Below are 26,093 nucleotides of genomic sequence, written 5' to 3'. Positions count from 1 at the left end.
GCGAGATCGTCGTGGTGCTGGTCCAGCAGTTCCTTGAACTTGAACAGGATGCGCGCGCGGCGCAGCGGCGGGGTGTCGGCCCACGCCGGGAAGGCTGCCTTGGCGGCGGCGACGGCATCGGCCACGTCCTGCGCGGTGCCCAGCGCGACGCGCGCGGCGACTTCGCCGGTGGCGGGGTTGAATACGTCGGCCTGGCGCTGCGAGGCGCCGCGTGTCTGCCGGCCCGCGATACTATGGCCGATGATGGCCTGCACTGCGCTGGCCTCTGCAAGGATGTCTTCCACTTCCGCTCCTCAATGCTGGTTCCCCGGAGCGATTCTGCCTCGGGTCCGTCCCGTCGATCTTTGCGTCTGGTGAAGACGCTGCCACGCTGCGCCGCGCCCCGCCTCCGCCACGTATGGCGTGCGGCACAAGACTTCGGGCCATGGTTGAGCGCAAGCTTGGTGCAGTTGCGCGGCCCCGTCCAATGATTTATCGTCAATCGCAATATAAGCCGCGCAAAATATTGCGACGCACCACCGCCACCCTCGCCCCGCCCCTTGGACCTCCACCACCTGCGCGCCTTTGTTGCCGTCGCGCGCGAAGGCAACCTCACCCGTGCCGCGCAGCGCCTGCACCTGACCCAGCCCGCGGTCAGCCTGCAGCTGAAGGCGCTGCAGTCGGCCTGGCGCATCCGGCTGTTCGAACGCACCGCGGCGGGCCTGACGCTGACCGCCGACGGCGCCGCGCTGCTGCCGCTGGCCGAGCGCATCCTCGATGGCGTGGGCGACCTGCAGCACACCGTCAACGCCATGCATCACACCGTGCGTGGGCGACTCGCGATCGGCACTATCCTGGATCCGGAATTCACGCGGCTGGGCCCCATGCTGCGCACGCTGGTCGAGCGCCATCCGCAGATCGGCACGGAACTGCGCCACGGCATGTCGGGCTGGGTGCTGCAGCAGATACGCAGCGGCGCGCTCGATGTGGGCTTCTACCTCGGGCAGCCGGCAGAAGCCGGCTTCCATGCACTGACGCTGACACCGTTCTCGTATTACGTGGTCGCGCCCAAGGGCTGGAAAGAGCGCACCGCGCTGCGCTCGTGGGCGCAGCTGGCGACGCTGCCATGGATCTGGACACCGCCAGAGTCGGCGCACAACCGGCTGCTGTCGGCGCACTTCGCGCAGGCGGGCGTGGACCCCGCCACCGTGCCCAAGGTGGCGCACGTCGACCAGGAAGCGTCGATGCGCGACCTGGTGCGCTCCGGCGTGGGGCTGTCGCTGGTGCGCGATGCGATTGCGCTGCGCGAATCGCATGCGCACGGGCTGGTGATCGTCGAAGGGGTCTCGGTGCAGACCGAGCTGACCCTGGTCTGCCTGGCCGCGCGCCGTGACGACCCGGTGGTCGCCGCGATATTCGGTGTCGCCGAGTCGGTGTTCCGTACCTAGCGCTGCGGGCTGGCCAGCCGGCGCTGCAGCCAGCCGGTCAGCGCCGCGAACACTTCGCCGCGCAGCGGCTGCGCTTCATTGAAGATCTCGTGGTAGCCGTGGTCGAACCAGACCTGTTCGCGCAGGTCGGGCGGCGCACCGTCGAAGAAGGCGCGGCTGCCGGCCGGGTCGACCACGCGGTCGGCGCCGGCTACCAGCATCAGCGTGGGTGCTTCCAGCAGCGCCGCGTCGGCCTGCGCCTGCGCCATGCCGCGGATAAATCCTTCCAGCACGCCTGCGCTGAGGGTGGTCTGCACCAGCGGATCGGCGCGGTAGGCGGCGACCACCGCCGGGTCATGCGACAGGTGCCGCGCATCGATCGGATTGGGCACGCGCAGCCGCGGCGCCAGCGTCAGCAGCACGCGGTGCAGCGTCAGCGCCGGCCGGGACAGCCGCAGCGCCAGCGCCGGCGACGACAGCACCAGCGCGCGCACCGGTCGCACCCGCGCGGTGGCAAAGCGCGCCGCGATCAGACCGCCCATGCTGTGGCCGAGCAGGATCGGCAGTTCATGCCAGCCCGGCACCGCGGCATCGTAGATCTCGGCCAGGTCGTTCAGGTAGGCGTCCGGATGGTCCGCGACCATGCGCGCGCCGCCGCTGGCGCCGTGGCCGCGCAGGTCGAAGGCGCGCACGCGCAGCCCCAGGCCGCACAGCAGATCGGCGACATGCTGGTAGCGCCCGGCGTGTTCGGCAAGCCCGTGCACCAGCAGCACCGAGCCGAGCGGTTCGGCAAAGCGAGCCGGGTCGGGTTGCCAGGTACGGAGCAATAGTTCGGTGCCGTCGCGCATGCGCTGGCGGCTCTGCACCGGCGCATGCGCGCCCGCCGGGCTTGCGGCGGCGGGGCTGGCAACGCCGGCCATGGCTGGATCGTCCGTCATCGGCTGTTCCATTTGCACAGGTCTCCTGCCGGCGCGCGCGGGCCAGGCGCGACGCCAGCTATCGTTGTTGTTATGGAGTCCGCTGCGCCGGCATGTGCCGGCCCTGCCATGGCTGCAACCCGGGCTTAAGCCATCGCTTGACCATCGCCTAGCCGTGGCAGGCCGGCACGTCCGGCTGCGCCATGTCGGCCAGGATCGGGCAGTCAGGGCGGTGGTCGCCACTGCAGTGCCGCGCCAGCTCGCGCAGCGTGTCGCGCATCGCCGCCAGTTCGGCGATGCGCTGCTCCAGGTCGGCCACATGCCGCAGCGTCAGCGCCTTGACGTCGGCGCTAGCGCGGTCGCGGTCGTGCCACAGCGACAGCAGGTTGCGGATCTCATCGAGCGAAAATCCGAGATTACGGGCACGCCGCACGAAGCGCAAGGTATGCACCGCGCGTTCGTCATAGCGGCGGTAGCCGCCTTCGGTGCGCGGCGGCGTCGCCACCAGCCCGATCGATTCATAGTGGCGGATCATCTTGGCCGATACGCCCGAGGCCTGCGCCGCTTCGCCGATATTCATCACTCGCCTCCCTGGGCCGCGGCGGAAGCGGCCGGCGCGGTGCCGGCCTGGGCGCGCCAGCGGCGCAGCAACAGCGCATTGCCGACCACGCTGACGCTGGAGAACGCCATCGCCGCGCCCGCCACCACCGGATTGAGCATGCCGGCCGCAGCCAGCGGAATGCCCACCACGTTATAGAAAAAGGCCCAGAACAGGTTCTGGCGGATCTTGCGCACGGTGCGGTGCGAGACCGCCAGCGCATCGGCCACCAGCGCCGGGTCGCCGCGCATCAGCGTGATGCCGGCGGCATGCATGGCGACGTCGGTGCCGGTCGACATGGCAATGCCCACGTCGGCCGCGGCCAGCGCGGGCGCATCGTTGATGCCGTCGCCCACCATCGCCACCACCGCGCCATCGCGGCCCAGCGCCTGCACACGCGCGGCCTTGTCTTCGGGCAGGACTTCGGCCTGCACGTCATCCAGCCCCAGCGCCTGCGCCACCCGTGCCGCGGCGCCGGCGTTGTCGCCGGTCAGCATCACCGTGCGCACCCCGGCGGCGCGCAGCCTGGCGATCGCCGCCGGCGCGCCCGGCTTGATGGCATCGCCGAACGCGACCAGCCCGGCCACGCGCGGCGGCGTGCTCTGCACCAGCCACGACACGGTGCGCCCTTGCGCCTGCAACCGGTCCGCCACCGCGGCCAGCGCGCCGGCCGGCGCACCAAGCGACTCGCGCAGGCGCTCGCTGCCCAGCTGCAGCGCCTCGCCGCCGACCACGCCGGCAATGCCGCGGCCCGGCAGGGCCTGCACACCGCTGGCCTGCGGCACGGCGATGCCGCGCGCCTGCGCCGCGGCCAGCACCGCCCGCGCCAGCGGATGCTCGCTGCCGGCCTGCAGCGCGGCCAGCTGCGCCAGCAACGCGCTGCCGTCAGCGTCGGCAGGATCGGCCGCATGCAGCGCCACCACTTCGGGCTTGCCCACCGTGAGCGTGCCGGTCTTGTCGAACGCCACCACCCCGACCCGGTGCGCGACTTCCAGCGCCTCGGCGTCCTTGATCAGGATGCCGGCGCGCGCGCCGGCGCCGGTGCCGGCCATGATCGCGGTGGGGGTGGCCAGCCCCAGCGCGCACGGGCAGGCGATCACCAGCACCGCCACGGCATTGAGCAGCGCCGCTTCCCAGTCGCCGGCAAAGAGACCCCAGCCCAGCACCGTCACCAGCGCAATCACCAGCACCACCGGCACGAACACCGCGCTGACGCGGTCGACCAGCCGCTGGATCGGCGCCTTGGCCGCCTGCGCGTGCTCGACCATGCGGATGATGCGCGCGAGCACGGTCTCGGCGCCCACCGCCACGGTGCGCGCCACCAGCAGGCCTTCGAAATTGATGGCGCCGCCGGTGATGCGGTCGCCGGGCTGCTTGGGCACCGGCAGGCTTTCGCCGGTCAGCATCGATTCATCGGCATGGCTGGTGCCTTCGACCACCTCGGCGTCCACCGGGATGCGCTCGCCGGGGCGCACCACGATTTCGTCGCCGACGGTCACGGCGGACAGCGGCACGCTGTGCTCGACGCCGCCGCGCCGCACCCGCGCGGTATCGGGACGCAACGCCGCCAGCGCGCGGATGGCATCGGCGGTCTGGCGCTTGGCGCGCGTCTCCAGCCACTTGCCCAGGCGCACCAGCGTGATCACCACCGCCGCGCTCTCGAAGTACAGGTGCGGCATGGCATCGGCCGGGGTGCGCCACATCAGCCACAGCGACAGCCCGTAGGCGGCGGTGGTGCCGAGCGCCACCAGCAGGTCCATATTGCCCGCGCCAGCGCGCACCGCCTTCCAGCCGGCCTTGTAGAAGCGCCAGCCGAACACGAACTGCACCGGCGTGGCCAGCAGCCACTGCACCCACGCCGGCAGCATCCAGTGCACGCCGAACCATTCCAGCACCATCGGCGCTACCAGCGGCAGCGACAGCGCCGCCGAGATCGCCACCGGCCACGGGCCGTCCCAGTACTCCGGGCGCGTGGCCTGGCCGGGCTGGGCCGTGGCGCCCGCCTGCACCGCATCGGCCACCGGCGTCGCGCCATAGCCGGCACGCGCGACCGCGCTGACCAGCGCCGCGGCATCGGCGGCGCCGCGCAGCAGCGTCACGCTGGCACGCTCGGTGGCCAGGTTGACGGTGGCCTCGACCACGCCCGGCACGGCGCGCAGCGCCTTTTCGACCCGCGCCACGCACGAGGCGCAGGTCATGTCGGCGATATTCAGTTCGAGGGTGTCGCGCGGCACGCTGTAGCCGGCGTCGGCCACGGCACGCGCGGCGGCGGGCAGCACGGCGGCGGACGCCGCGCGCAGCGTGGCGGCCTCGGTAGCCAGGTTGACGGCCACGTCACGCACGCCCGGCACCCTGGCCAGGGCCTTTTCGACGCGCCCCACGCACGAAGCGCAGGTCATGCCTTCGACCGGCAGCCGCCACTCGGGCATGGCGTCGGCGGACGGGTGGTGGTCCGTGCGAACCGGTTGGGGAGCGAGCACAGCGCTGGAATCTGGCATGGTTCTGAGTCATCCACAGTGTCGATGTCAGCATCATGGACCTTACCATCATTGGAAGGTCAAGGGCCGCTGCAGATGACGCCAGCACCACCTTCACAACAGAAATTTCCCCTTGCGCTTCCCATCGTGGCAAGGTTCACACTGAATCTGTCGCGGCCCGATGCCGCGTTTCCATCCCGTTCAGGAGCGTTCCAGCATGATCCAGTTCCAGGTAGAAGGCATGACGTGCAACCACTGCGTCGGCACCATCACGCGTGCCGTGCTCGCTGTCGACCCCGCCGCGCGCGTCAGCGCGGATGTGCCGGCCCAGTCCGTTCGCGTCGACAGCGGCGCCGACACGCAGGCGTTGCGCGAGGCCATCGAGGAAGCCGGCTATCCGGTCAGGTCGGTGGCCTGAGCCGTCGCCTTGGCAGCAAAAAGGGCGCCCCCGGGCGCCCTTTTTTTCAGCCAGCCGTGTGCTGCGCTCAGAAGCGGTAGCCCACGTTCAGGAACGTCACCACCGGATCGATCTTGATCTTGGTGTGCGACTGGATCGTCACCGGCCCCGCCTGGGTGGTGAACGAAGCCCGCGTCGACACCGGCACATAGGACACGGACAGGCCGACGAACCAGTTGTCGTTGATGGCGTAGTTGGCGCCGATATTGAACACCGGGTTCCACGACGGCTTGGCGCTCGCGGTCATGCGCGCGCCCGGCGCGAACTCGTGGTTGACGAAGTTCTGGTTGGTGATGGTCTCGTCGGTGAACCAGGTGTAGTTCACGCCGATGCCGACATAGGGACGGAACTTGGTCTTGGCGTCGAAGAAGTGGTACTTGACCACCAGCGCCGGACTCCACTGCTTGACCGAACCCAGCTTGCCATACTGGGCGTAGTTGCCGGTGCCCTTGACGTCATGCTTGGGTGGAATGCCCGCAACGATCTCGCCGGAGATGTTGTCGGTAAAGTAGTGGCTGAAGGCCAGGCCCAGCGTGTCGGCGGACTCGATCTCCGCGCCGGTGTTGGGCCGGGTCATGCCGACCGGGCGGCCGCCAATGCTGTCCACGGTCAGCGGATCGGCGGAGCTGTTCGGCATCACGCGGAACCAGCCCAGGCTGACAATATTGCTGCCCGCGGACTGCGCGTGTGCGGCTCCGGTCAGCGCCATCACGGCGCCCGCGGCCAGCATCTTCTTATAGGTCGATTTCATAATCCTCATACTCCTCATTCGGTAACTGCCGCGTGCATTATCCGGCGAGCCCGCGCCGGGTTGTTTCATCAATGACACGGATTCGTAGAGGCTGCCCCCTAAAAGGAGGGTTAACCATGAGGAAATGGCGTGGCAACGGCACTATCGGCCACCATCCGCTGCCTCCACGCAACGGTTTATGTCGCCTGGCGGAAAAAACCCTTACATAGATGCGGTTTTCGGTGCCAGGCGCGCAACAGCAGCTGCGCGCCCGCATACGCCAAAGCCGTCAGGGCGTGACGATGGCGAAGTTCGGCTCGGCCTTGTCCATCAGCCCGGCCCACGCCGCCAGCGCCTGCGGGTCCCCCTCGACGCGCGCGCGGCCCGCCTGGGTTTCCGCCGCCAGCGTGGTCTGGCCGGCCAGCACGCCCATCAGCACGGCGCGCGGTATGGTCAGGGTGGCCTGCGGCGCGGCGTGCTGCGCGTCGGGCTTGTAGCGGAACACGCCGTTTTCCACGGTCAGCGCGAAACGCTTGCCGGTGTCCGGCTGTACCCAGTTCAGCGCCAGCGTCTTGCCGGCGGCACGGTCGCCGTTCAGGCTGATCGCCAGATAGTCCAGGAACATGGTGTCGGTCATCGCGCGCAGTACGTCCGGGCTGCCGGCGCGGCGGCCGGTCTTGGGCGGGCCGGCGCGCAATTCGGCGGCGCCGCTCAGGTAGGCGTTGCGCCAGGTCGACGATTCCGCCTGGTAGCCAAGCTGCTCCAGCGCATCGGCCTCGAGCTGCCGCGCCGCCTGGTTGGACGGGTCGGCAAAGACCACGTGCTTGACCACCTCGGCAACCCAGCGGTACTCGCCGCGCGCATAGGCGGCGCGCGCCTGCTCCAGCACGCGCGCCGCGCCGCCCATGAATTCGACATAGCGCTTGCCCGCCTCTTCCGGCGGCAGCGGGTTCAGGTTGGCCGGGTTGGCGTCATACCAGCCCAGGTAGCGCTGGTACACCGCCTTGGCGTTGTGGCTGACGGTGCCGTAGTAGTCGCGCAGGTGCCACTCGCTCGCCAGCGAGGGCGGCAGCTTCACGCGCTCGGCGATCTCGGCCGGCACGTAGCCGAGGTTGGCCAGCCGCAGCGACTGGTCGTGGATGTACTTGTAGCCGTCGCGCTGCTTGCCCAGGTAAGTGACGATCTCCTGGCGGCCCCAGGTGGGCCAGTGGTGCTGGGCGAACAGCACCTCGGTGCGGGCGCCGAAACGGTCGATGGTCTCGTCCAGCGCGCGCCACCACTGGTTGGCGTCGCGCACCTGGGCGCCGCGGATGGTGTAGAGGTTGTGCAGGTTGTGGGTGGCGTCTTCGGCGGCGCACAAGGCCTGCCATTGCGGGAAGTACATCAGCATCTCGGCCGGGGCCTCGGTGCCGGGCGCCATCAGGAATTCGATCTGCACGCCGTCGATGGTGCGGGTGTCGCCGGTCTTGTGAATCAGGTCGGTCGGCGGGATCAGCGTCAGCGTGCCATGCGCGACCGCCTTGCCCAGCCCCACGTCCACCTGGCCGGTGGCCGAGCGCGGCAGGTTGAAGCCATACATGTACTGCGCGCGGCGGCTCATGGCGTTTCCGGCGAAGACGTTCTCGCTGACGGCTTCTTCCATAAAGCCTTCCGGCGCCAGCACCCTGACCCTGCCGGCCTTGACATCGTCCTCGCTGATGACGCCCTTGACGCCGCCGAAGTGGTCGCCATGGCTGTGGGTGTAGATCACCGCCACCACCGGCTTCTTCGGCCGGTGCCTGAAGTAAAGCTCGAGGCCCGCGCGCGAGGTTTCCGCCGCGGTCAGCGGGTCGATCACGATCAGGCCGGTATCGCCCTCGATGATGGTCATGTTGGCGATATCGAAGCCGCGCACCTGGTAGATGCGGTCGGTCACCTGGAACAGGCCGTGGTGCAGGTTGAGCCGGGCCTGGCGCCAGAGGCTGGGATTGACCGTGGCGGGTGCGGTCTCCGGCTTGAGGAAATCGTAAGGCTCCAGTGTCCACACCACGTTGCCCCTGGCGTCGCGGATCTCGGTCTTGTCGAGCGTGCCGATAAAGCCACGGCGCGCCGAGTCGAAGTCGCGCCGGTCCTGGAACGGGAGCTGCTGCAGTACGGCAGCATTGGCACGGGCGGTGGCATCGGTGGCGGGCTTGCCGGCGCCGGCGGCGGGGGCGGGGGCGGCACCGGCAGTCCCGGCAAGGCTCAAGGCGGCGGCCAGCGCGGCGGCGGCGGCAAAGGCAGTCGGATTCGGCATCTTGGTCTCCTGGATCCTGCGCCCGGCGCAGGCACGCGGCCGGCAGCGCTTATGTCATTGTGCTGAACGTTCAGTACAATTCAGGAGTTTGCTGGCAGACCTCGTCTACTGTCAAATAGAGCCCGGCCGCCGACGCCTTGTCCCGCTCCACCTTTTGCCGCTCCACTTTCTGCCGCTCCACTTTCTGCCGCCCCACTTTCTGCCGCCCCCATCCATGCCACCGACCCGCCAGTCCGCCGAACGCGCCGCCCCCATCCCCTCCGCGCCGGTCGCCAAGAACCGGCGCGGGCTGGAAACCCGCGAACGCGTGCTCGCGGTCACGCGCGGGCTGATCAGCGCGCATGGCTACGCCGAGGTGACGCTCGACCAGATTTCGGCCGAGGCCGGCGTCGCCAAGAGCAGCCTGCTCTGGCATTTCGGCAGCAAGGAGATGCTGCTGGCGGAGGCCGCCACCAGCCTGTTCCGCCAGATCGGCGAGGCGTTGGGCGCCGAGCCCCACCACGGCAGGACCGCGGCGCGGCGGCTCGAGAACAGCTTCGACGGCGTCGCCGACTATCTCACCGCCAACCCCGAAGCCAAGGGCGTGGTGCTGGCCCTGCTGTTCTCCGGCAGCGTGCCGGCCAGCGTGCGCGAGGAAATCCGCCGCAGCTGGGATAGCCACGTGCAAGACCTGGTGGCCGCGCTGTCGGCCCCCGGCCGACCGCTGCCCGCGCCGATGGCGCGCCTGATGATCGCCACCATCCACGGCTGCTACTGCCACTGGTACGCCAGCGACCGCAGCGAACCGATCGCCGCCTTCCTGGCGCCGGCGCGCGAACTGTTCGCCGACTGGCTGCGCGAGCGCGACCGCGAGCGCTGATCAGGCGCGGCTGGCGAGCACGCACGCGGCCAGGTCCCATAGCGCATAGCCCACGCTCTTGAACACCAGCGGGCTGCCGGTGCGCGCGCGGATCGCGTCGGCCTGCAGGATCGCGGTCTCGAACGGCTGCACCTCGGCCCAGTCGATGCCGGCCTGGAGCAGGTCGCCCGCCTCGTCCTCGATGCCGAACAGGGTATCGGCCAGCAGGCGCCCATGGTCCGCGGCGGCATGGCACAGCGCCGGCGGCAGTTCGCACATGTCGGGCCGGAACGCGCCGACCGCGGCAATGAAGTGATGGTCGCGCCAGAGGCCGCTGTCCAGGTCCGGCAGCACCGGGCTGCGGCTCGACGTCACCGTGACCACCATCGACACGCGCGGCAATACCGCCGCGACCGACTCGGCCACCTGCGCTTCCACCCACAGCGTGCGCGCATGCGCGGCCAGCGCCTCGGCCTTGTCGCGCGTGCGCGAATGCAGCCACAGCCGGCGCACGCCCAGGCCGGCGACGAAGGCCTCCAGGTGCGTCAGCGCCTGCACGCCCGCGCCGACGATCAGCAGCTCGCCATCGGGACGCGCGGCAAAGCGCTGCGCCGCCAGCAGCGACACCGCCGCGGTGCGCCGCCCGGTGACGGTGGGACCGTCGAGCATGGCGATGCGCGCCCCGGTATGCGCATCGGCCACCACCACTTCACCGAGGATGCTGGGCAGGCCGCGCTGCGGGTTGCCGGGATGCACGGTGATGTTCTTGGTCATCACCAGCCGGCGATTGCGCGCGGGCATGACCAGCAACGTGCCCGCGCCCTGCTGCGCGTCGCCGACCGGCAGCGCGATGCGCGGCGGCGCCATGGCGGTGCCGTCGCGCAGTTCGGACAGCATGTCGGCAATGGCTTGCGCCAGTTCGGGATACGGCAGGCGCGCCGCGGTGGCGGCGGCATCGAGGGCAACGAGGGACATGCGCGGGCTCCTGCGGGAGATGGCGAAGCGCCATTATTGCCCACGGCCACCGGCGTTGGCCGCGGCGCGGGTCCGAACACTTCGATACGGGCCTCAGTGCCGGGCCGCGGGTAGGGGCGCGCGCACCGAAGCGCCGCGCACTTCGATGGCGATGCGGTCCACCACCTTGCCGGCGGCATCGAGCAGCTCCACCCGGTGGCGCCCGGGCCAGGGCAGCCATGCCACCTCGCCGCCCCGCCCCAGCGGCTTGCCGTCCATGCGCCAGCTGACCGCGCGTGCCGACTGGCCGGCTACGCCCTGCGCATGGAACCACACCCGCTGCGCGGCCGGCGGCATGTCGGGATCCAGCGCAAACACGGTACCGTCGGCCGGCGTGGCGATCATGGGCGCGCCCGGGCGCGCCGCGGGCGCCGCCACGCCGACGTGCCGGACCGCGGTGCCCGCCAGGAACACTTCATCGCGCGCGGGCTCCAGCCCGTCGTCGAAGCGCAGCGCCACGCGCTCCACCCCGGCGGGCATCGCGGGCGCGAGGCTGGCGCGCGCCTGGTGCAGGACTTCCATCACGTCGTGCCACACCGGGGCCGCGCCCGACACCCCGGACACGTCGCGCATGCTGGCGCCGCTGGCATTGCCGACCCACACGCCCACGGTGTAGTGCTGCGACCAGCCGATGCACCAGTTGTCGCGCATGTCCTTGCTGGTGCCGGTCTTCACCGCGGTCCAGAAGCGCGTGGTGAGCGGGCTGTCAAGGCCGAAGGTGCGGGCGCGGGCATGGCGGTCGGACAGGATGTCGGCGATCACGTAGCTTGCGCCGGCTTGCATCACGCGTGTTGCCGGCACGGCCGGCGCGCCTTGCCGCAAACGCGGCGGCGCGTAGCTGCCGCCATTGGCGAGCGCGCGGTAGGCATTGGTCAGCGCCAGCAGCGACACATCCGCGCTGCCCAGCGCCAGGCTGTAGCCGTAGTAGTCGCCCGCCTCGGTCAGCGGCAGTCCCAGCGCCACCAGGCGCTTGTGGAAGCGGTGCGGGGTCACCATCACCAGCGTGCGCACCGCCGGCACGTTCAGCGATGCCGCCAGCGACGCGCGCAGGCTGACCCAGCCGGCATAGCGGTGGTCGTAGTTCTGCGGCACGTAGAGCCCGCCGCCGACCGGCAGGTTCACCGGCCGGTCATCGAGCAGAGAGGCCGCGGTCAGCCGCTTCTCTTCCAGCGCCTGCTCATACAGGAAAGGCTTGAGCGTCGATCCCGCCTGGCGCAGCGCAGCCGCGTGGTCGACCTGCGCGGCGCCGGACAGCGCGCCGGACGAGCCGACGTAGGCCAGCACGTCGCCGCTGGCGTTGTCGATCACCACCACCGCGCCGTCCTCGACATTGCGACCGGCCAGTTCGCGCAGGTGGCGGTCCAGGCTGGCCACGGCAGCGCGTTGCAGGCGGGCGTCGAGCGTCGATGCGATGCGCGCGGGCAAGGCGGCGCCGGCTGCCAGCTGCGTACGGGTCTCGCTGACCAGGTGCCGCGACAGGTGCGGCGCCAGCTGCCTGAACCCCGCCGACGGCGTTGCCGCCGCGGCGCGCTGCGCCACCGGGCCGGTGCGCAGCAGCGCCAGTTGCGCAAAGCCTTCGAGGCCGTCGCATTCGCGCGGCAGGCGCATCTCGCGCAGGATGCCGCAGGCACGGCTGGCCACCTGCGCCGCGCGCGCATTGGGCGCGCGCACCAGCGCCACCGCCAGCGCCGATTCGCGCGCATCGAGCCCCTCGGGGTATTTGCCGAACAGCACCTGCGACATCGCCGACAGGCCCACCAGTTCGCCGCGGAACGGCACCAGGTTGAGGTAGGCCTCCAGGATCTGGTCCTTGCTCCAGCTGCGTTCCAGCACCGCGGCACCGGCCGCCTGCCCCAGCTTCTGCGTCAGGCTGCGGCCCTGCCCGGGCGCGCCCGGGCGGCGCAGGTCTTCATCGAGCAGGCCGGCCAGCTGCATCGTCAGCGTGGAAGCCCCGCGCGTGCGCGTGTTCCACAAATTGGCCCAGGCCGCCGCGGCTACACCCTGCCAGTCGACGCCGCTATGCGCGTAGAAGCGCCGGTCCTCCGACAGCACGATGGCGGTGCGCAGCGCCGGCGAGGTGTCGGCCAGCGCTACCCAGTCGCCGCGGCGCGCGCGGAAGTCGTCGCGCACGCGGCCCACCGGCTCGCCGTCGCGGTCCAGCACCACCACGTCGGCGCTGCGCCAGTCGGCGCGCACCTGCGCGAAGCTGGGCAAGGCCGCGGCCGGCGCGGGCCAGGCCAGCGCCACCGCCATCGCGACCAGAGCCAGGCGCCGCGTCATGGCTGCGTGCGTCCCGATACCAGCCCGGCCACCAGCAGCACCTGCGCCGCGGCGTAGGTCCACCAGATGCCCAGCTGGAACGATTCGAATGGCACCAGGAAGCGCGCAATGCCGATCATCATGTCCGACGCGGCAAAGCACAGCGCCCCCAGCGCCGCCAGCGGCGTCGGCAGGCGCGCCACCAGCGCGCTGCACACCATCGCGGCAAGCACGCCCACATACAGCGTCACCGGCACGGCGAGCGTGCCGAGGTTGGGCCAGAAGCGGCCCAGCATGGTGCCCGCCACGCCGAGCATGGCGCCGCAGGCAATCAGCCGGTGCGCGCGGGTGTCGCCCGCCAGCGGCACCAGCAGGCGCAGGTAGGCCAGGTGCGCCAGCAGGAAGGCGCCGAGCCCGCCCACGAATGAGAATGACAGCGTCGGCAGCGCCAGCAGGAAATCCCCCAGCGCCGAGCACAGCAGCGCCGTGACCAGCCAGCGGCGCTCGCCGGGGACGCGATGGAACCACGCGGCGCGCGCCAGCAGCACCGCCATCGCCGTTTTCCACGCCGGCTGCATGGCGATATGCCCGGTCAGCGGCGCGCCCTCGGGAAGGTCCAGCGCCACCTGCACCAGGAGCGCGCCGTAGATGAGGCCAGCCATCGCGCCCGCGAGCCACCACTCGCGCACGCGCGCCGGCATCATCATCGCCAGCCAGCTCATGGGCGTGCCCCCACTGCCAGCCGCGCATTAGGCGCCACGCCGAACACGTCGGGCGCGTACATCGCCTCGACCCGCGTGGGCGGCAGCGCGAAGTCGCCGGCATTGTTCAGCCGCACCGTGTATTCGACCGACACCTTGCCCTTGGGCAGGTAGCCGAAGTACTCGCGATAGGCCTGCGGCGTGCGCTCGACATAGGCCGGCCACGCCGCGCCCTGACGCCGCTCGCCGCGCGTGGCGATGGCCGAGTCGCGACCCAGGCCGCTGCCCAGGATGGTGGCGCCGGCGGGTACCGGATCGCTGACCACCACCCAGGTCATGTCGGCCTGCGCATCGATCTCCAGCTTGACGCGATAGACGTCGCCGCGCGACCACTTGCCAGGCACCGCCTGCTCCTGCGGCGTCACGGTGCGCTGGATGCGGTAGCCCGCGGCCAGCGGCGCGGTCACCGGCACCGCCGCCATGGCGCGTACCGTGGCCCACGGCTGGCCCGCGCCGGCCTGTTCCACCTGCAGCGTGCCGCCCTCGGCAGCGGCCGGCCACGGCAGGTCGACGCTGCCCTGCGCCACGCCGTCGCTGCGCTGCGCGCGCGCCCAGTCGAAACTCCGCGTGGCGTCGGCGGCATGGCTGATGCTGGCGCGCGTAGTGCCGGCCACCGGCGTCTTCTCGAACGCCTGCGCAAAGCGCGTTACCGCCAGCATGCCCCAGGCATTGGCGGTGGTGGTGCCCCAGGCGCCATGCACCTGGCGTCCGAGCAGCCCGGTGGCCAGTTGCGGCGCATCGTCCTTCCAGCCCGGCAGCTCCGACGCCAGCGCCAGCAGGCGCGCGGCATTCACGTCGCCGCCGGCCATCATCCACCACCAGTTGTCGTTGCGCTCGGTGGAGAACGCCAGGCGCGTGCCCTGCACCGTCAGGCGCGAGCGCAGCAGCTGCTGCGCCTCGGCCAGGCGCTGCTCGCGCTGCGGGATGTCCTGCACGCGCGTCAGCAGCAGGGTCCAGTCCAGCAACGCGGAGGTCGGCCATTGCGCCGGCAGGATCTGGATCGATCCCAGCATGCGCGCCTGCGCGTGGCCGGTGCGCGACAGCGCCTCGAGCGCGGCCAGCTTGCGCACCTCCAGATACTGCGTGCCGCCCACCGGCGACCAGCTGTCGCGGCGGATGCGGCCTTCGACGAAGTCCGCCAGGCCGCGCTCCATCTGCGCGCGCTGCGCGTCGGGAATGCGCAGCGCCTGTCCGGCGCGCGCGGCTTCATCGGTCACCGCCAGCAGGTAGGCGGTCAGCACTTCGCTGCCGTAGTCGCTGTCGCTGTTCAGCGGGAAGTACGAGGCCAGGCCGTTGGCATCGAGGTAGGACGGCAACTGCGCCATCAGCGCGTCCCACGCGGCGCTGTCGTTCAGGCCGATGGCTTTCGAGGCGCGCTGCTCCAGGCACGTGAACGGGTAGTTGCGGAACCACTCGCGCACGCCCGGCATGCCGCCCGCCAGCGACGACTGGAAGTTGACCTGCACGCCGCCGCGCACCTTGCCGGCCGGATCGGCCAGCGCGCCCGGCGGCGCCTTGAGCGGGATCGACAGCGACGGCGCCACCTGCGCCAGCGTGGCCTGCTGCACCGTGACCGGCACCGCCGGCACGATCTGCTGCGACACCTTGATCCGGTCAGCGGCGCTCCCCGTGCCCTGCTCGCTGGCCTGCACTTCCCACATCACGGTGCCGTTGCGCGCATACGCCAGCAGCGCGGGCGCGGTCACGTCCCAGCCGATCTCGCGCGCTTCGCCCGCGGGAATCTGCACGGTCTGCGCCGGCAGGCCGGATTCATTGCCGAGCAGCGTGCCGCGCGCGCTGGCCTGCACCGTCATGGCACGCTTGGTGGTATTGCGCAGCGTGAACATGGCGCGGTAGCGGTCGTCCTCGCGCACCAGCGGCGGCAGGCCGGAAATCACTTGCAGGTCTTGCGTGGCGGCGATGGTGGCGCTGCCGGTGCCGAATCGGCCCAGCCCCAGGTCCGCCACCGCGACGATGCGGAAGCTGGTCAGCGAATCGTTGAGCGGCACCTCCACGCTGGCCCGGCCCTCGGCGTCGAGCTGCACGCGCGGGTTCCACAGCAGCAGCGTGTCGAACAGTTCGCGCGTGGGGCTCTTGCCGCCGCCGCCGCCTGCCGGCACCGCCTTGCGCCCGTAGTGGCGGCGCCCGATGATCTCCATCTGCGCGGTCGAGGTTTCGACGCCGTAGCCGCGCCGCTGCAGCATCGCGTCGAGCAGGTCCCAGCTGGTATTGGGCATCAGTTCCAGCAGCGCCTGGTCCACCGCGGCCAGCGCCACTTCGCCGTTGGCGGCGGGCTTGCCGTCGGGCAGCTTCACCTGGATCGCCACGCGCGCCTTGCCGCGCACCGGATAGCTAGTCTTGTCGGGGGTCACGGCGACGTCGAGCCGGTGGCCGGCGTTGCCGACGCGGATCTCGGCCAGCCCCAGCCGGAAAGCCGGCTTGGACAAATCGACCAGCGCGGTGGGCGCCGCATACTCGCGCCCTTCGCTGCGGAACGCGCGCCACCACTCGCCCGGCTGGCGCCAGCCCCAGGTGAAGAACGAATACCACGGCACCTCGTGCAAGCGCCCGCGCAGGGCCAGCACCGACACGTAGACGTTGGGTCCCCACTCCGGCTTCACCTGCACGCGCACGGTCGGATCGCTGCCGTGCAGCTCCACCACCTGGGTCTGGTAGATGCCTTCACGCTCCACCGCCACCAGCGCGGTGGCGTGGCGAAACGGCATGCGCACCTGGAACACCGCGGTGTCACCCGGCGCGTAGGACTTCTTCTCCGGCAGCAAGTCGATGCGGTCATGGTTCTCGCCGCCGAACCACAGCTCGCCCTGACGCGTGACCCACACCGTCGTGGCGGCCTGCGCGGTGCGGCCGTCCTTGTCGCGCGCATTCGCCACCAGTTCGATCTGGCCGGCCTGCTCCAGCGCCACCTCGCAGCGCGCGCGCCCCTGCGCATCGGTGCGGGTTTCGCACACGGTGCCGAGCTCGCGCGTCTCGGTGCGGTTGTCATAGCGGTAGAAGCCGCCCACCACGCGCTTGCGCGCCGAGGTGGTGATGCGCGCGCGCGCATTGACCTTGACCGGCGCATCCGCCACCGGCTTGCCGTTGACGTCGAGCACCACGCCATGCACCACCAGCTTCTGCTTGACCGAGACCCAGTCGTCGGTACGGATGCCGGCCACCACCGCCGCCGGCCATACCGGCACGGTCTGGCGCAGGGTCTGGATCTCGCCGTTGGGATCGGCAAAGCCGGCCTCGAGCACCAGGTCGCGCGGCGCGTCGGTCTTGGGCAGCTTGCGCAGCGTCACGCTGCCATTGCCGTTCTTGTCCAGCGTCAGCGGCAGCTTGTCGGCGACCAGCTGCTGGCCGTCGGCACTCGCATCGCCCTGCTGGTCTTCGTCCATCTCTTCGTCGCCGCCGCTTTCGCGCTGCGCGCGCGGAGGGTTGAACGAGAACTCGTCATAGCCGGGGAAGCTCACGTGTTTGTCGCGCAGCAGCGCGGACACGCGCACCGGCAGCCCGGCCGCGCCGCCGCCGGACAGATAGTGGATCTCGACCCCGACCGGCAGTTCGGCCGGTGCCACCACGGCCCCGGCCTTGCCTGCCGCCTGCAGCGTGCCGGCCAGCACCGGCAGGCGGAAGGCCTCGACCCGGAAGCTGCCGCTGGTGTAACTGCGCGCGCCGCCGTCGTCCTGGGCGCCCTCGCCCTTCTGCGTCTCCAGCTCGACCGTATAGACCCCGAGCTTGGCCGCCGCGGGCACCTGGAAGGTGCTTTCCGCGCTGCGCCCCCCGGTCGCGGTCTGGCGCCATTGCAGCGGCAGCTCGTAGCTCTGGCCGCTGCCTTCATGGCGGATAGTCACGCGCGCGGGCAACGGACGGCTCGCCGGCGGCAAGGCAAAGCCCTGCGCGGTCTCGGCGCGGATCAGGTGCTTCATCGACACGGTTTCGCCGGCGCGCAACAGGGTGCGGTCGAAGATGGTGTGGGCGCGCACCGTGGGCGTGGCGCTGGTGTCGGTCGGCACGTTGAAGCGCCAGCTCTCGATGCCGCGGTTCCAGTCCGACATCACGAAGGCCATGTCGGCCTTGCCACGCGCCTGCGGGTGCGTGGCCGCGATGCGGGCGGAAACGAAATAGCCCGACAGGCCATTCTGGTCGCACGCGCTCTCGGGTGCCGCGGCGAGTTTGGCAAAGCGTGCCACGCCGCTGGCATCGGTACGGCCTTCGCCCAGCAGGCGCCCGCTGCAGTCGCGCACCGCCACCGCGGCGTCGCGCACCGGCTTGCCGTCGTCCAGCGCGGTGACCCAGGCCACCCCGCTGCGGCTGCCGTCATCCTCGTTGCCGCTGCTGCGGCCCAGCTTGAAATGCACGCCCAGGTTGGTGACCAGCGCCGCGGTGCGCACGTACATCGGCGCGCGCTTGCCCAGCAGCGCCTCGCCCAGCATCGGCGAGGCGATCTCGACCACATGGAAGCCCGGCTCCGGCAACGGGATGCCGACCACCTCGAACGGCCGCGGCGCATCGCCCGAAGGCTTGGGCACCGCCAGCTTCTGCACGCCCGCGGCCCGCTCGAGCAGCGACACCGAACGGGTTTCGATCGACACCGCGTTGCGCGGATTGTTGACGCGGTACGGCGAGCGGCCCGCCAGCACGGCGTCGAGCTCGCCGCGCGTGTAGCTGGCCTCGTGCAGGCGGCGCACCAGGCCCAGCCACTGCATCACGGCGGCATCGTCGTCGACGCGCAGCTTCATCACGGTGCCGGCCCGGGCCTGCACGCCGCGCACGGCAAGGTCGGCTTCGACATTGCGCAGCGTGACCGGCAGCAGCGGCGGGTAGTCTTGCGCCGGCTTGCCGCGCGGCAGCTCGCCGAAGCGCTCCACCACGCCGAACGGGGCCGCGGCAAACTTGGCCAGCGGCGGCATCGCGGCCGTGACCACCTTGAGCGGGAACAGGTCGGCATTGGCCAGCGCGCGGCCGCTGTCGTCCTGCAGCTTGCGCGGCACTTCGATGGTGAACTGCGCCTTCTCGGCGAACGGCGCGGCAAAGGTGAGCGCGCTGACGCTGGCGTCGGGCGCCAGGTCGGGGTCAAACTGCGGCGCGCGCGGACCCGACGGCGTCTTCAGCACCACGCTCTCGGCCAGCTTGCGCGGCACCGGCGCGGAAAACGTCACCGTCATCGGCCGCAGCGGCGTGCAGGGCGACTGCGCATGTTCGCGCTCGCAGCTGAAGCTCGCGGTAAACGGTTCGCGCACGGTGTAGTCGAAGCGGCGTTCCTCGCGCGTGGCTACGCCGGACGGCGTGGCAATGCCGGCGCCCAGTACCAGCTGCACGCGCGCCGCGGCGGGCAGCCGCTGCTGGCACGCAAGCAGGTGCACGGCGTCGGGCGCCGGCTTGGCGAGGCGGTCCCAGCGGATCGCCTCGAGCACGGTCTCGCGCTCCTTGCCGGCCAGCAGCCGCACCGGAATACGCTCGCCCAGCCCCTGCGCCTGGCACCACGCGTGCTCGCGCAGCGAGGCCGCGGTGGCGGCGCCGTTGAAGCGCAGCGCGAAGACCTGGTCTTCCTCGATCTCGCCGCCGGAGGGCCGGCTCGAGACCACGGTCGGGCCGCCGGTCTCGAAGCGGTATTCCGCCTTGCCGGCATAAGCATTGCCGGCCTCGCTGCGCAGCCCGGCGCGCATGCGCACGGTGCAGCGCACGCCGGGCGGCAGGTCGCCGGCGAAGTCGTAGACCCAGTTCCTGGCGTCGATCCAGCGGGCCTGGCCGCTGGTGCTGGCGCCGGTACAGGAAACCGCCGCGGGCGCCGTGGCCTGGACATCGCCCATCGGCACCATGGCTTCGTCGAAGCGGATCGCCACCTGCCGCACCTGGCCCACCGTGCCTTCCGGCGAGAAACGGCTCACCTGCGCGGCCAGTGCGCCGCCGGCCAGACTGGCCAGCGCGGCCGCCAACGCCACCGTCGCAGAGGCCCGCGCCAGGTGCGATTGCTGTAGCGAACTGCCAAGACCCCGATCGGCTCGGGCGACGATTCCCTTCATCCTGCCATCCTCCGTTCCCGCCACGTTTGCGGCACCCGGCGAGGGTGACACGCACGCCACAAGAGCGCAAGACCGGCACGCACCGGCAACGCGCTGCGGCAAGCGTTTCAGCGCAGGTGCGACAGCGGCAGCGGCCCCTCGCACTTGATCGCGGTCAGCACGATATTCGACCGGACGCTTTCGACGCCGGGCACGCGCATCAGCCGCTTCATGGTGAATTCGGCCAGGGTGGGCAGGTCCGGCACCACCACGCGGATCAGGTAGTCGGCCTCGCCGGCGACGGAATAGCACTCCTGCACCTCTTCCAGCAGCAGGATCTCTTCGCGGAAGCGCTCGATGATGGTGTCGCCGTGATGCGCCAGCTTGACGCTGACAAAGACCACCACGCCCAGCCCCAGCGCCTGCGACGACAGGCTGACGCGGTAGCCGGTGATGACCCCGTCGGCTTCCAGCCGCGCCAGCCGGCGTCCGACCTGGCTGGGCGACAGGTGCACGCGCTCGGCCAGCTGCTGGTGCGTGGTGCGGCCGTCGGCCTGCAGCGCGGTCAGCAGGGCCAGGTCATACGCATCGAGGGAAACACTATGGGCCGCCATACACAAATCCCGCATATCCGAATCTATGAATGCGCATTATATGCATGATCCAGCTAAATCGAGCGGACTATGCGGACAGATTGCGGCTTCTGGCGCCTAAACTACGCAGTAAATCCGCATCCATGCTGGCGCCGACGCAGCCAGCGCGCATTCCAAGGAGACACCAGCAATATGTCCATCGCCATGGCCACCGAAGCCCCCGGCGCCTTTCAGGGCACCCTGACCGACAAACTCAAGGAACAGTTCGACGCCGGCCTGCTGTCCGGCCAGGAACTGCGCCCGGACTTCACCATTGCCCAGCCGGTGCACCGCTACACCAGCATCGACCACGCCATCTGGCGCAAGCTGTACGAGCGCCAGGCCGAGATGCTGCGCGGCCGCGTCAGCGACGAATTCCTGCAGGGGCTGGCCACGCTGGGCATGGAAAAGGACCGCGTGCCGGATTTCGACCAGCTCAACGAGACCCTGATGCGCGCCACCGGCTGGCAGGTCGTGGCCGTGCCCGGCCTGGTGCCCGACGAGGTCTTCTTCGAGCACCTGGCCAACCGCCGCTTCCCGGCCAGCTGGTGGATGCGCAAGCCCGAGCAACTCGACTACCTGCAGGAGCCGGACTGCTTCCACGATGTGTTCGGCCATGTGCCGCTGCTGATCAACCCGGTCTTTGCCGACTATATGGAAGCCTACGGCAAGGGCGGCCTGAAAGCGGCGGGGCTGGGCGCGCTGGAAATGCTGTCGCGGCTGTACTGGTACACCGTCGAATTCGGCCTGATCCGCACCCCGCAAGGGCTGCGCATCTATGGCGCCGGCATCTTGTCGAGCCAGGGCGAGTCGATCTACAGCCTGGACTCGGCCAGCCCCAACCGGATCGGCTTCGACGTGCGCCGCATCATGCGCACGCGCTACCGCATCGACACCTTCCAGAAGACCTATTTCGTGATCGACAGCTTCGAGCAACTGTTCGACGCCACCCGCCCGGATTTCGCGCCGCTGTACGAAGCGCTGCGCGCGCAGCCGACGCTGGGCGCGGGCGACATCGCCGAGGGCGACCAGGTGCTCAACGCCGGCACCCGCGAAGGCTGGGCCGATACCGAAGACATCTGACGCGGCGCGCGCGCTCGACCCCGGCGCGGGCCTGCCCCCCGCTGCCCCAATCCCCACTTTGTGAAACAATGCCGGCATGCCCGCCGCCACGGCGCGGGCGGGCCGGCTGTCCGCATGGTGCCTTCTCCGCACTGCGCGACCTTCGTTTTGTCCAAGAACCAGATCGAGCCCACCATGACCCCTCTGTCCCCGCAAGCCCGTGCCACGCTGCTCGCCGAACTGCCCGGCTGGACCACCGTCGCCGACCGCGATGCGATCTTCAAGCGCTTTACCTTCCACGACTTCAACGCCGCCTTCGGCTTCATGACGCGCGTGGCGATCCAGGCCGAGAAGGCCGACCACCACCCGGAATGGTTCAACGTCTACAACCGGGTCGACATCACGCTGTCGACGCACGACGCCAACGGCCTGACCCAGCGCGACATCGACCTGGCCCACTTCATCGAGCGCGCCGCCGACGCGGTGACCAACTGACCGGCGGGCCGCGGCGGTGGCTGTAGGCTAACCGTAAGGAAGCCGGGGGCGGCGCCTAGTACAATCTGCGGCAGGCCCGCACCGCCGTGTGCGCTGTGCGGCCTTTCTCTGCCAGCCATGCCCAACGTCCTTCCCGAGCTGCCGCCATGCGTATCCTGCTGATCGAGGACGACCGCCAGATTGCCAGCGGCGTCGAAGCCGGCCTGTCCCGCGCCGGCCACCAGGTACGCGTCGTCCACGACGGCGTCTATGCCACCGAACACCTGCTGCGCGAGCAGCATGACCTGGTCATCCTTGACCTGGGCCTGCCCGGCATCGACGGCATGACCCTGCTGGCGCGCTACCGCGCCCGCAACCGCACCACCCCCGTCATCATCCTGACCGCGCGCGACGAGCTCGAAGACAAGCTCTCGGGCCTGAACGCCGGCGCCGACGACTACCTGATCAAACCCTTCGCCCTGCCCGAGCTGGAAGCGCGCGTGCGCGTGCTGCTGCGCCGCAGCCAGCATGGCGAGGCCGCGCCCGAGCGCGACGTGCGCCTGGGCCGCCTGCGGCTGTCGGGCAACGACCGCCGCATGTTTATCGACGCGCGTCCGCTGGAGCTGTCGCCGCGCGAGTTCGCGGTGCTGGAGCTGTTGCTGCAGCGCCAGGGCCGCGTGGTCAGCAAGGCCCAGCTGCAGGACCACCTGGCCACCTTTGCCCACCCCGCCGGCGAGGGCGGCGATACCGTCGGCGACACCGCGATCGAGGTCTACGTGCACCGCGTGCGCAAGAAGCTCGAGGACAGCGACGTCGAGATCGTTACCGTGCGCGGCTTCGGCTACCTGCTGCAGATCCGCGCCGGACAATGAAGCCGCTCCGGCCGCCGCGGTTATCCCACACGCGGCCCTGTCCTTCGGACTAGCTGGCAATGTGGCCCCGCTCCCGCACCTCCTCCCGAGTTTCCTGGCGCACCGCCTCCCGCATCGCAACGCGGAACGTGCCCCCGTCTTCCGCCGCGGCTGGCGCCGACGCTGCGCCCGCGGCGACGCGCCAGGCCGCCCGCTCCGGCTCCAATATCAGCCTGCGCGTGCACCTGCTGCGCGCGCTGGCCACGCCGCTGTTTGCGCTGGTGCTGACCAGCGGCTCGCTGTCTTACTGGCTGGCGGCGCACTACACCACGCAGGTGTTCGACCGGGCGCTGTACGGCGTGGCCAACAACATCGCCCAGCAGATCCGCATTGCCGGCCCGCGGCTGGAGCAGGACATCCCGATGATTGCGCAGACGCTGGTCGAGGCCGAGGGCACCGATCGCATCTACTGGCGCATCCACGGTCCCGACGGCCTGATCGGCGGCATGGATACCTGGCTGGGCTATGGCACCGGCCAGACCTCGCTGCACGATGCGCGGCTGTTCTACGCCTGGTTCAGCGGACGCCAGGTGCGCGCGGTGCGGCTGCCAGTGATGCTGCCCAGCGCCGCGGTCGACGAGCTTGGCACCAGCGAGGCCGGCAAGCCCGCGCGCGGGCCCATCGTGGTGGAAGTGGCGGAACTGCTGGACCGGCGCGAGACCGCCGCCAACGAGATCCTGCTGTCGGTGTCGGTGCCGCTGATCCTGCTGCTGCTGGTCGGCAGCCTGATCCTGTCGCACGTGCTCAAGGAAGAACTGGTGCCGCTGCAGATCCTGGCCGACAAGCTCAACCGCCAGACCGCGCGCTCGCTGGCGGCGCTGGACGAAACCCAGGTGCCGGCCGAGGTTGCGCCGCTGATCCGCGGCCTGAACGCGCTGCTGGCGCGGCTGCGCGATGCGCTCGACGCGCAACGCAAGTTCATTGCCGATGCCGCGCACCAGCTGCGCACACCCCTGACTGCGGTCAAGCTGCATGCCGACCGGGCACAGACCGCCGATTCGCTGGAAGTCGCCCGCCATGCGCTGCGCGAGGTGCAGACCGCGGCCGACCGCGCGGTACGCCTGTCCAACCAGCTACTGTCCCTGGCGCGGGCCGAGCCCGGGCTGTCGCTGGAGCGGCTGGGGCCGGTGGAGCACTTCGACCTGGCCGAGCTGGCCTTTGAGACCGGCGCCGAATGGGTGCCGCAGGCGCTGGCGCGCCGCATCGACCTGGGCTTCGAGATCCTGCCCGGCCCCACCTTCACCGGCAGCGCGCCGGCAGTGGTGCGCGGCAACCGGCTGCTGATGCGCGAGGCGCTGTCCAACCTGATCGACAATGCGGTGAAATACGTGCCCTCGGGCGGGCGCATCACGGTGCGCGCCGGCGGCGAGGCCATGGGCCACCGCGGCATGGCGGTAGTGATGGTCGAAGACAACGGCCCCGGCATCCCGCCGCAGCGGCGCGAGGAAGTGTTCAAGCGCTTCTTCCGCGGCGACCGCGCCCCGGAGCCGGGCGGCGGCCGCGCGGACCAGGCCGGCGGCGCCGGCCTGGGGCTGGCCATCGTGCATGAGATCGTGACCCTGCACCACGGCACCATCCGCATCGAGGACGTGCCGCCCGCTCCGGGCACGGCGACACAAGCCACCGCCACGGAAAGCACGCCCGAGCGGCGCGCGGTGATGCGCTTCGTGATCCGGATCCCCTGCGAGCCGGCAGGGTCGGTGGCCTGAACCCGCTGCTGCGCGGGCGGCGGCCTTATTTGGCCTTCTTTTTCTTTTCCTTCGGCGCCAGCATGGTGCCGCGGCATTGCGGGCTGCCGCAACGGCACTCGAATTCCTTCTTCAGCTTGGCGGTATAGCGCGCGTCGATCACCAGGCCGTAGTCATAGAACAGCTCCTCGCCCTGGGCAATGTCGCGCAGCGCGTGGATAAAGACGCGGCCCTTCTTTTCGCGCGCCTCGCAGTTGGGCTCGCAGGCGTGGTTGATCCAGCGCGCGCGATTGCCGCCGTACTTGGCGTCGATGACGCTGCCGTCGTCCAGGCTGAAATAGAAGGTGTGGTTGGGGTCGCTGGGATCGTGCGGATGGCGCTCAAGCGCCTTCTTCCACGAGATGTGCTCGCCCTTGTACTCGATCACGCGCTCGCCCTCGGCAATCGGCGCGATGGCATAGACGCCCTTGCCGTGCACGCCTGACTGGCGCACCTCGATCCGGTCGCTCGCCGTTTTCTTGCTGCCCTCGCCCGCTGCCTTGCGCTTTGCCTTGTCCGCCATTTGCCTGTCCGTGCTTTCGCCTGTTGTGCCTGGGTGGCCGGTGCCGGCCGCCCCGCGCGATCGGGGATGATACCGGGGCGGCCGCGACACGTATACGTAGCAACACATCAGCAACCGGCCCAAACAGACGTATACGCCCTACCTCACCCGGTGGCCGCAACCGGTATACGTCGCGACCGTTTACCACCCGACATGTGGATAACCGCGCCCCGATCTGTGGACAAGCACGCGGATTGGGTGTGGGCTGCCTGGGGCTGGCGTGGGGATGCCTCGGGCATAAGTCGGAGGGGGTTCGGCTCGCACCTCATCCATTGGGCTGAGTCTTCCACCTCGGCCAACATTCGATGAGACCACTTCTCGTTTACGTAAACCCTTGAAGGCAAAGATGTTTACGGGGTTTTCCACAGCGGCTGCGGGTGTTTACCTACTACTACTATCTGTATACATGAAAGAAAAAGGTAAACCGAAAGAACGATCCGGGTCCCCGGGCATCGTCCGAAAAGCGACAGGCGTAAACGGCGAGTTTGCGAGAGACTTTCTGTTTGCCCGTTCGGGCGGTGCGTATACCGGCGACGTATACCGGGCGGCAAGACCGTAATCGCTGCGGTATACGCGGATGGCGGCTGATCACCGTTCAGTGCGATGCCGAGGGCCCCATGCACGCGCCGAATAACGCCTGGCGAGGCTGGCCGTGGCGCTGATCAACACATGCACCATAGTGCAGTTGGCTGCGTTGCAGCCCGTAGGGCGTCTCCAGTCCGTTCAAGAGCGCGAGGGTGCCCAGACCCCGGCAACGGATCTCAGGGCTGTCAGCGGCCTTCTGAAGGCGCCTGGCACGCGGGTATACCGTGCCACGCCAATCGCGGCAGCCCAGTCGGCAGACGTACCGCATTCGCCGCGCATTTGCCATTTACGCCGCTATTCCGCCGACAGCGGACTCCTCTCCTGCAACGTCGATTTGCCTCCAGCCCCGTGCTGGCGCGGCCTCGCGGAAACTGCCAGGTAACAATCTGTTCCCGGTGCG

Annotated in this window: 19 protein-coding genes; 7 read left to right on the top strand and 12 right to left on the bottom strand. The window is 70.3% G+C overall.

The features are described from left to right. The coding region (locus GA0116996_RS21270; RefSeq protein WP_425248316.1) for an aldehyde dehydrogenase family protein at positions 1–254 on the bottom strand (254 nt) is incomplete at its 3' end. A gap of 285 nt (positions 255–539) precedes the next feature. On the opposite strand from GA0116996_RS21270, the gene GA0116996_RS21265 reads away from it, so the two are divergent. Then, positions 540–1,427, top strand: coding sequence for a LysR family transcriptional regulator (locus GA0116996_RS21265; RefSeq protein ID WP_092315544.1), 888 nt, complete (start codon positions 540–542; stop codon positions 1,425–1,427). Here GA0116996_RS21265 and GA0116996_RS21260 read toward each other — a convergent pair. The 3 genes from GA0116996_RS21260 to GA0116996_RS21250 all read right to left on the bottom strand — a co-directional run bounded on the left by GA0116996_RS21260 (position 1,424) and on the right by GA0116996_RS21250 (position 5,419). After that, entirely contained in the window at positions 1,424–2,356 is a 933-nt protein-coding gene (locus tag GA0116996_RS21260) for an alpha/beta hydrolase (protein ID WP_092315542.1), read from the bottom strand. The genes GA0116996_RS21265 and GA0116996_RS21260 overlap by 4 nt on opposite strands. 136 nt (positions 2,357–2,492) lie before the next feature. Beyond that, positions 2,493–2,903: a Cu(I)-responsive transcriptional regulator gene (gene cueR / locus GA0116996_RS21255; RefSeq protein ID WP_092315540.1), complete on the bottom strand. Its 411-nt coding sequence runs from the start codon at positions 2,901–2,903 to the stop codon at positions 2,493–2,495. Continuing rightward, entirely contained in the window at positions 2,903–5,419 is a 2,517-nt protein-coding gene (locus GA0116996_RS21250; RefSeq protein WP_092315538.1) for a heavy metal translocating P-type ATPase, read from the bottom strand. The genes cueR and GA0116996_RS21250 overlap by 1 nt, the downstream gene beginning before the upstream one ends. 196 nt (positions 5,420–5,615) lie before the next feature. Here GA0116996_RS21250 and GA0116996_RS21245 point away from each other — a divergent pair, with 196 nt between their 5' ends. Continuing rightward, a complete protein-coding gene (locus GA0116996_RS21245; RefSeq protein ID WP_092315536.1) occupies positions 5,616–5,816 on the top strand; it encodes a heavy-metal-associated domain-containing protein in 201 nt (66 codons plus the stop codon). 67 nt (positions 5,817–5,883) lie between these two features. On the opposite strand, the gene GA0116996_RS21240 is transcribed toward GA0116996_RS21245, so the two are convergent. Next, positions 5,884–6,606, bottom strand: a complete 723-nt coding sequence (locus GA0116996_RS21240) for an OmpW/AlkL family protein (protein WP_092315534.1) — start codon at positions 6,604–6,606, stop codon at positions 5,884–5,886. Positions 6,607–6,874: 268 nt separating this feature from the next. Then, positions 6,875–8,860 (bottom strand): alkyl/aryl-sulfatase, encoded by a 1,986-nt coding sequence (locus tag GA0116996_RS21235; RefSeq protein WP_092315532.1) that lies wholly within the window; start codon positions 8,858–8,860, stop codon positions 6,875–6,877. Positions 8,861–9,074: 214 nt separating this feature from the next. Between GA0116996_RS21235 and GA0116996_RS21230 the strand changes: the two genes are divergently transcribed. Further along, entirely contained in the window at positions 9,075–9,719 is a 645-nt protein-coding gene (locus GA0116996_RS21230; RefSeq protein WP_092315530.1) for a TetR/AcrR family transcriptional regulator, read from the top strand. On the opposite strand, the gene GA0116996_RS21225 is transcribed toward GA0116996_RS21230, so the two are convergent. The 5 genes from GA0116996_RS21225 to GA0116996_RS21205 form a co-directional block, all read right to left on the bottom strand. Beyond that, on the bottom strand, positions 9,720–10,673 hold the full coding sequence (locus GA0116996_RS21225) for a delta(1)-pyrroline-2-carboxylate reductase family protein (protein WP_092315528.1): 954 nt from the start codon (positions 10,671–10,673) through the stop codon (positions 9,720–9,722). Positions 10,674–10,766: 93 nt separating this feature from the next. After that, entirely contained in the window at positions 10,767–12,992 is a 2,226-nt protein-coding gene (gene pbpC, locus GA0116996_RS21220) for a penicillin-binding protein 1C (RefSeq protein ID WP_092315526.1), read from the bottom strand. Continuing rightward, positions 12,989–13,693, bottom strand: a complete 705-nt coding sequence (locus GA0116996_RS21215) for a lysoplasmalogenase (protein WP_092315524.1) — start codon at positions 13,691–13,693, stop codon at positions 12,989–12,991. Before GA0116996_RS21215 ends, pbpC begins: the two co-directional genes overlap by 4 nt. After that, positions 13,690–19,761, bottom strand: a complete 6,072-nt coding sequence (locus GA0116996_RS21210; protein WP_092315522.1) for an Ig-like domain-containing alpha-2-macroglobulin family protein — start codon at positions 19,759–19,761, stop codon at positions 13,690–13,692. Before GA0116996_RS21210 ends, GA0116996_RS21215 begins: the two co-directional genes overlap by 4 nt. Positions 19,762–19,868: 107 nt before the next feature. Beyond that, entirely contained in the window at positions 19,869–20,354 is a 486-nt protein-coding gene (locus GA0116996_RS21205) for an Lrp/AsnC family transcriptional regulator (protein ID WP_092315520.1), read from the bottom strand. A 171-nt stretch (positions 20,355–20,525) separates the two neighbouring features. Here GA0116996_RS21205 and phhA point away from each other — a divergent pair, with 171 nt between their 5' ends. From phhA to GA0116996_RS21185, 4 genes are all read left to right on the top strand, one after another. Next, complete coding sequence (gene phhA / locus GA0116996_RS21200; protein ID WP_092315518.1) at positions 20,526–21,455, top strand: phenylalanine 4-monooxygenase; 930 nt, start codon at positions 20,526–20,528, stop codon at positions 21,453–21,455. Positions 21,456–21,629: 174 nt separating this feature from the next. Further along, on the top strand, positions 21,630–21,929 hold the full coding sequence (locus GA0116996_RS21195) for a 4a-hydroxytetrahydrobiopterin dehydratase (protein WP_026164049.1): 300 nt from the start codon (positions 21,630–21,632) through the stop codon (positions 21,927–21,929). Positions 21,930–22,075: 146 nt separating this feature from the next. Continuing rightward, a complete protein-coding gene (locus tag GA0116996_RS21190; protein WP_012354320.1) occupies positions 22,076–22,780 on the top strand; it encodes a response regulator transcription factor in 705 nt (234 codons plus the stop codon). A gap of 128 nt (positions 22,781–22,908) precedes the next feature. After that, the gene (locus GA0116996_RS21185; protein ID WP_373456618.1) at positions 22,909–24,528 is read left to right on the top strand and encodes a sensor histidine kinase N-terminal domain-containing protein; all 1,620 of its coding nucleotides are present in this window, start codon (positions 22,909–22,911) and stop codon (positions 24,526–24,528) included. A 25-nt stretch (positions 24,529–24,553) separates the two neighbouring features. On the opposite strand, the gene GA0116996_RS21180 is transcribed toward GA0116996_RS21185, so the two are convergent. After that, a complete protein-coding gene (locus tag GA0116996_RS21180; protein WP_012354323.1) occupies positions 24,554–25,069 on the bottom strand; it encodes an SET domain-containing protein in 516 nt (171 codons plus the stop codon). Positions 25,070–26,093: the final 1,024 nt, after the last annotated feature.

This window comes from Cupriavidus alkaliphilus, assembly GCF_900094595.1.
Lineage (GTDB): Bacteria > Pseudomonadota > Gammaproteobacteria > Burkholderiales > Burkholderiaceae > Cupriavidus > Cupriavidus alkaliphilus.
This window is presented reverse-complemented; position numbering and strand designations above follow the sequence as displayed.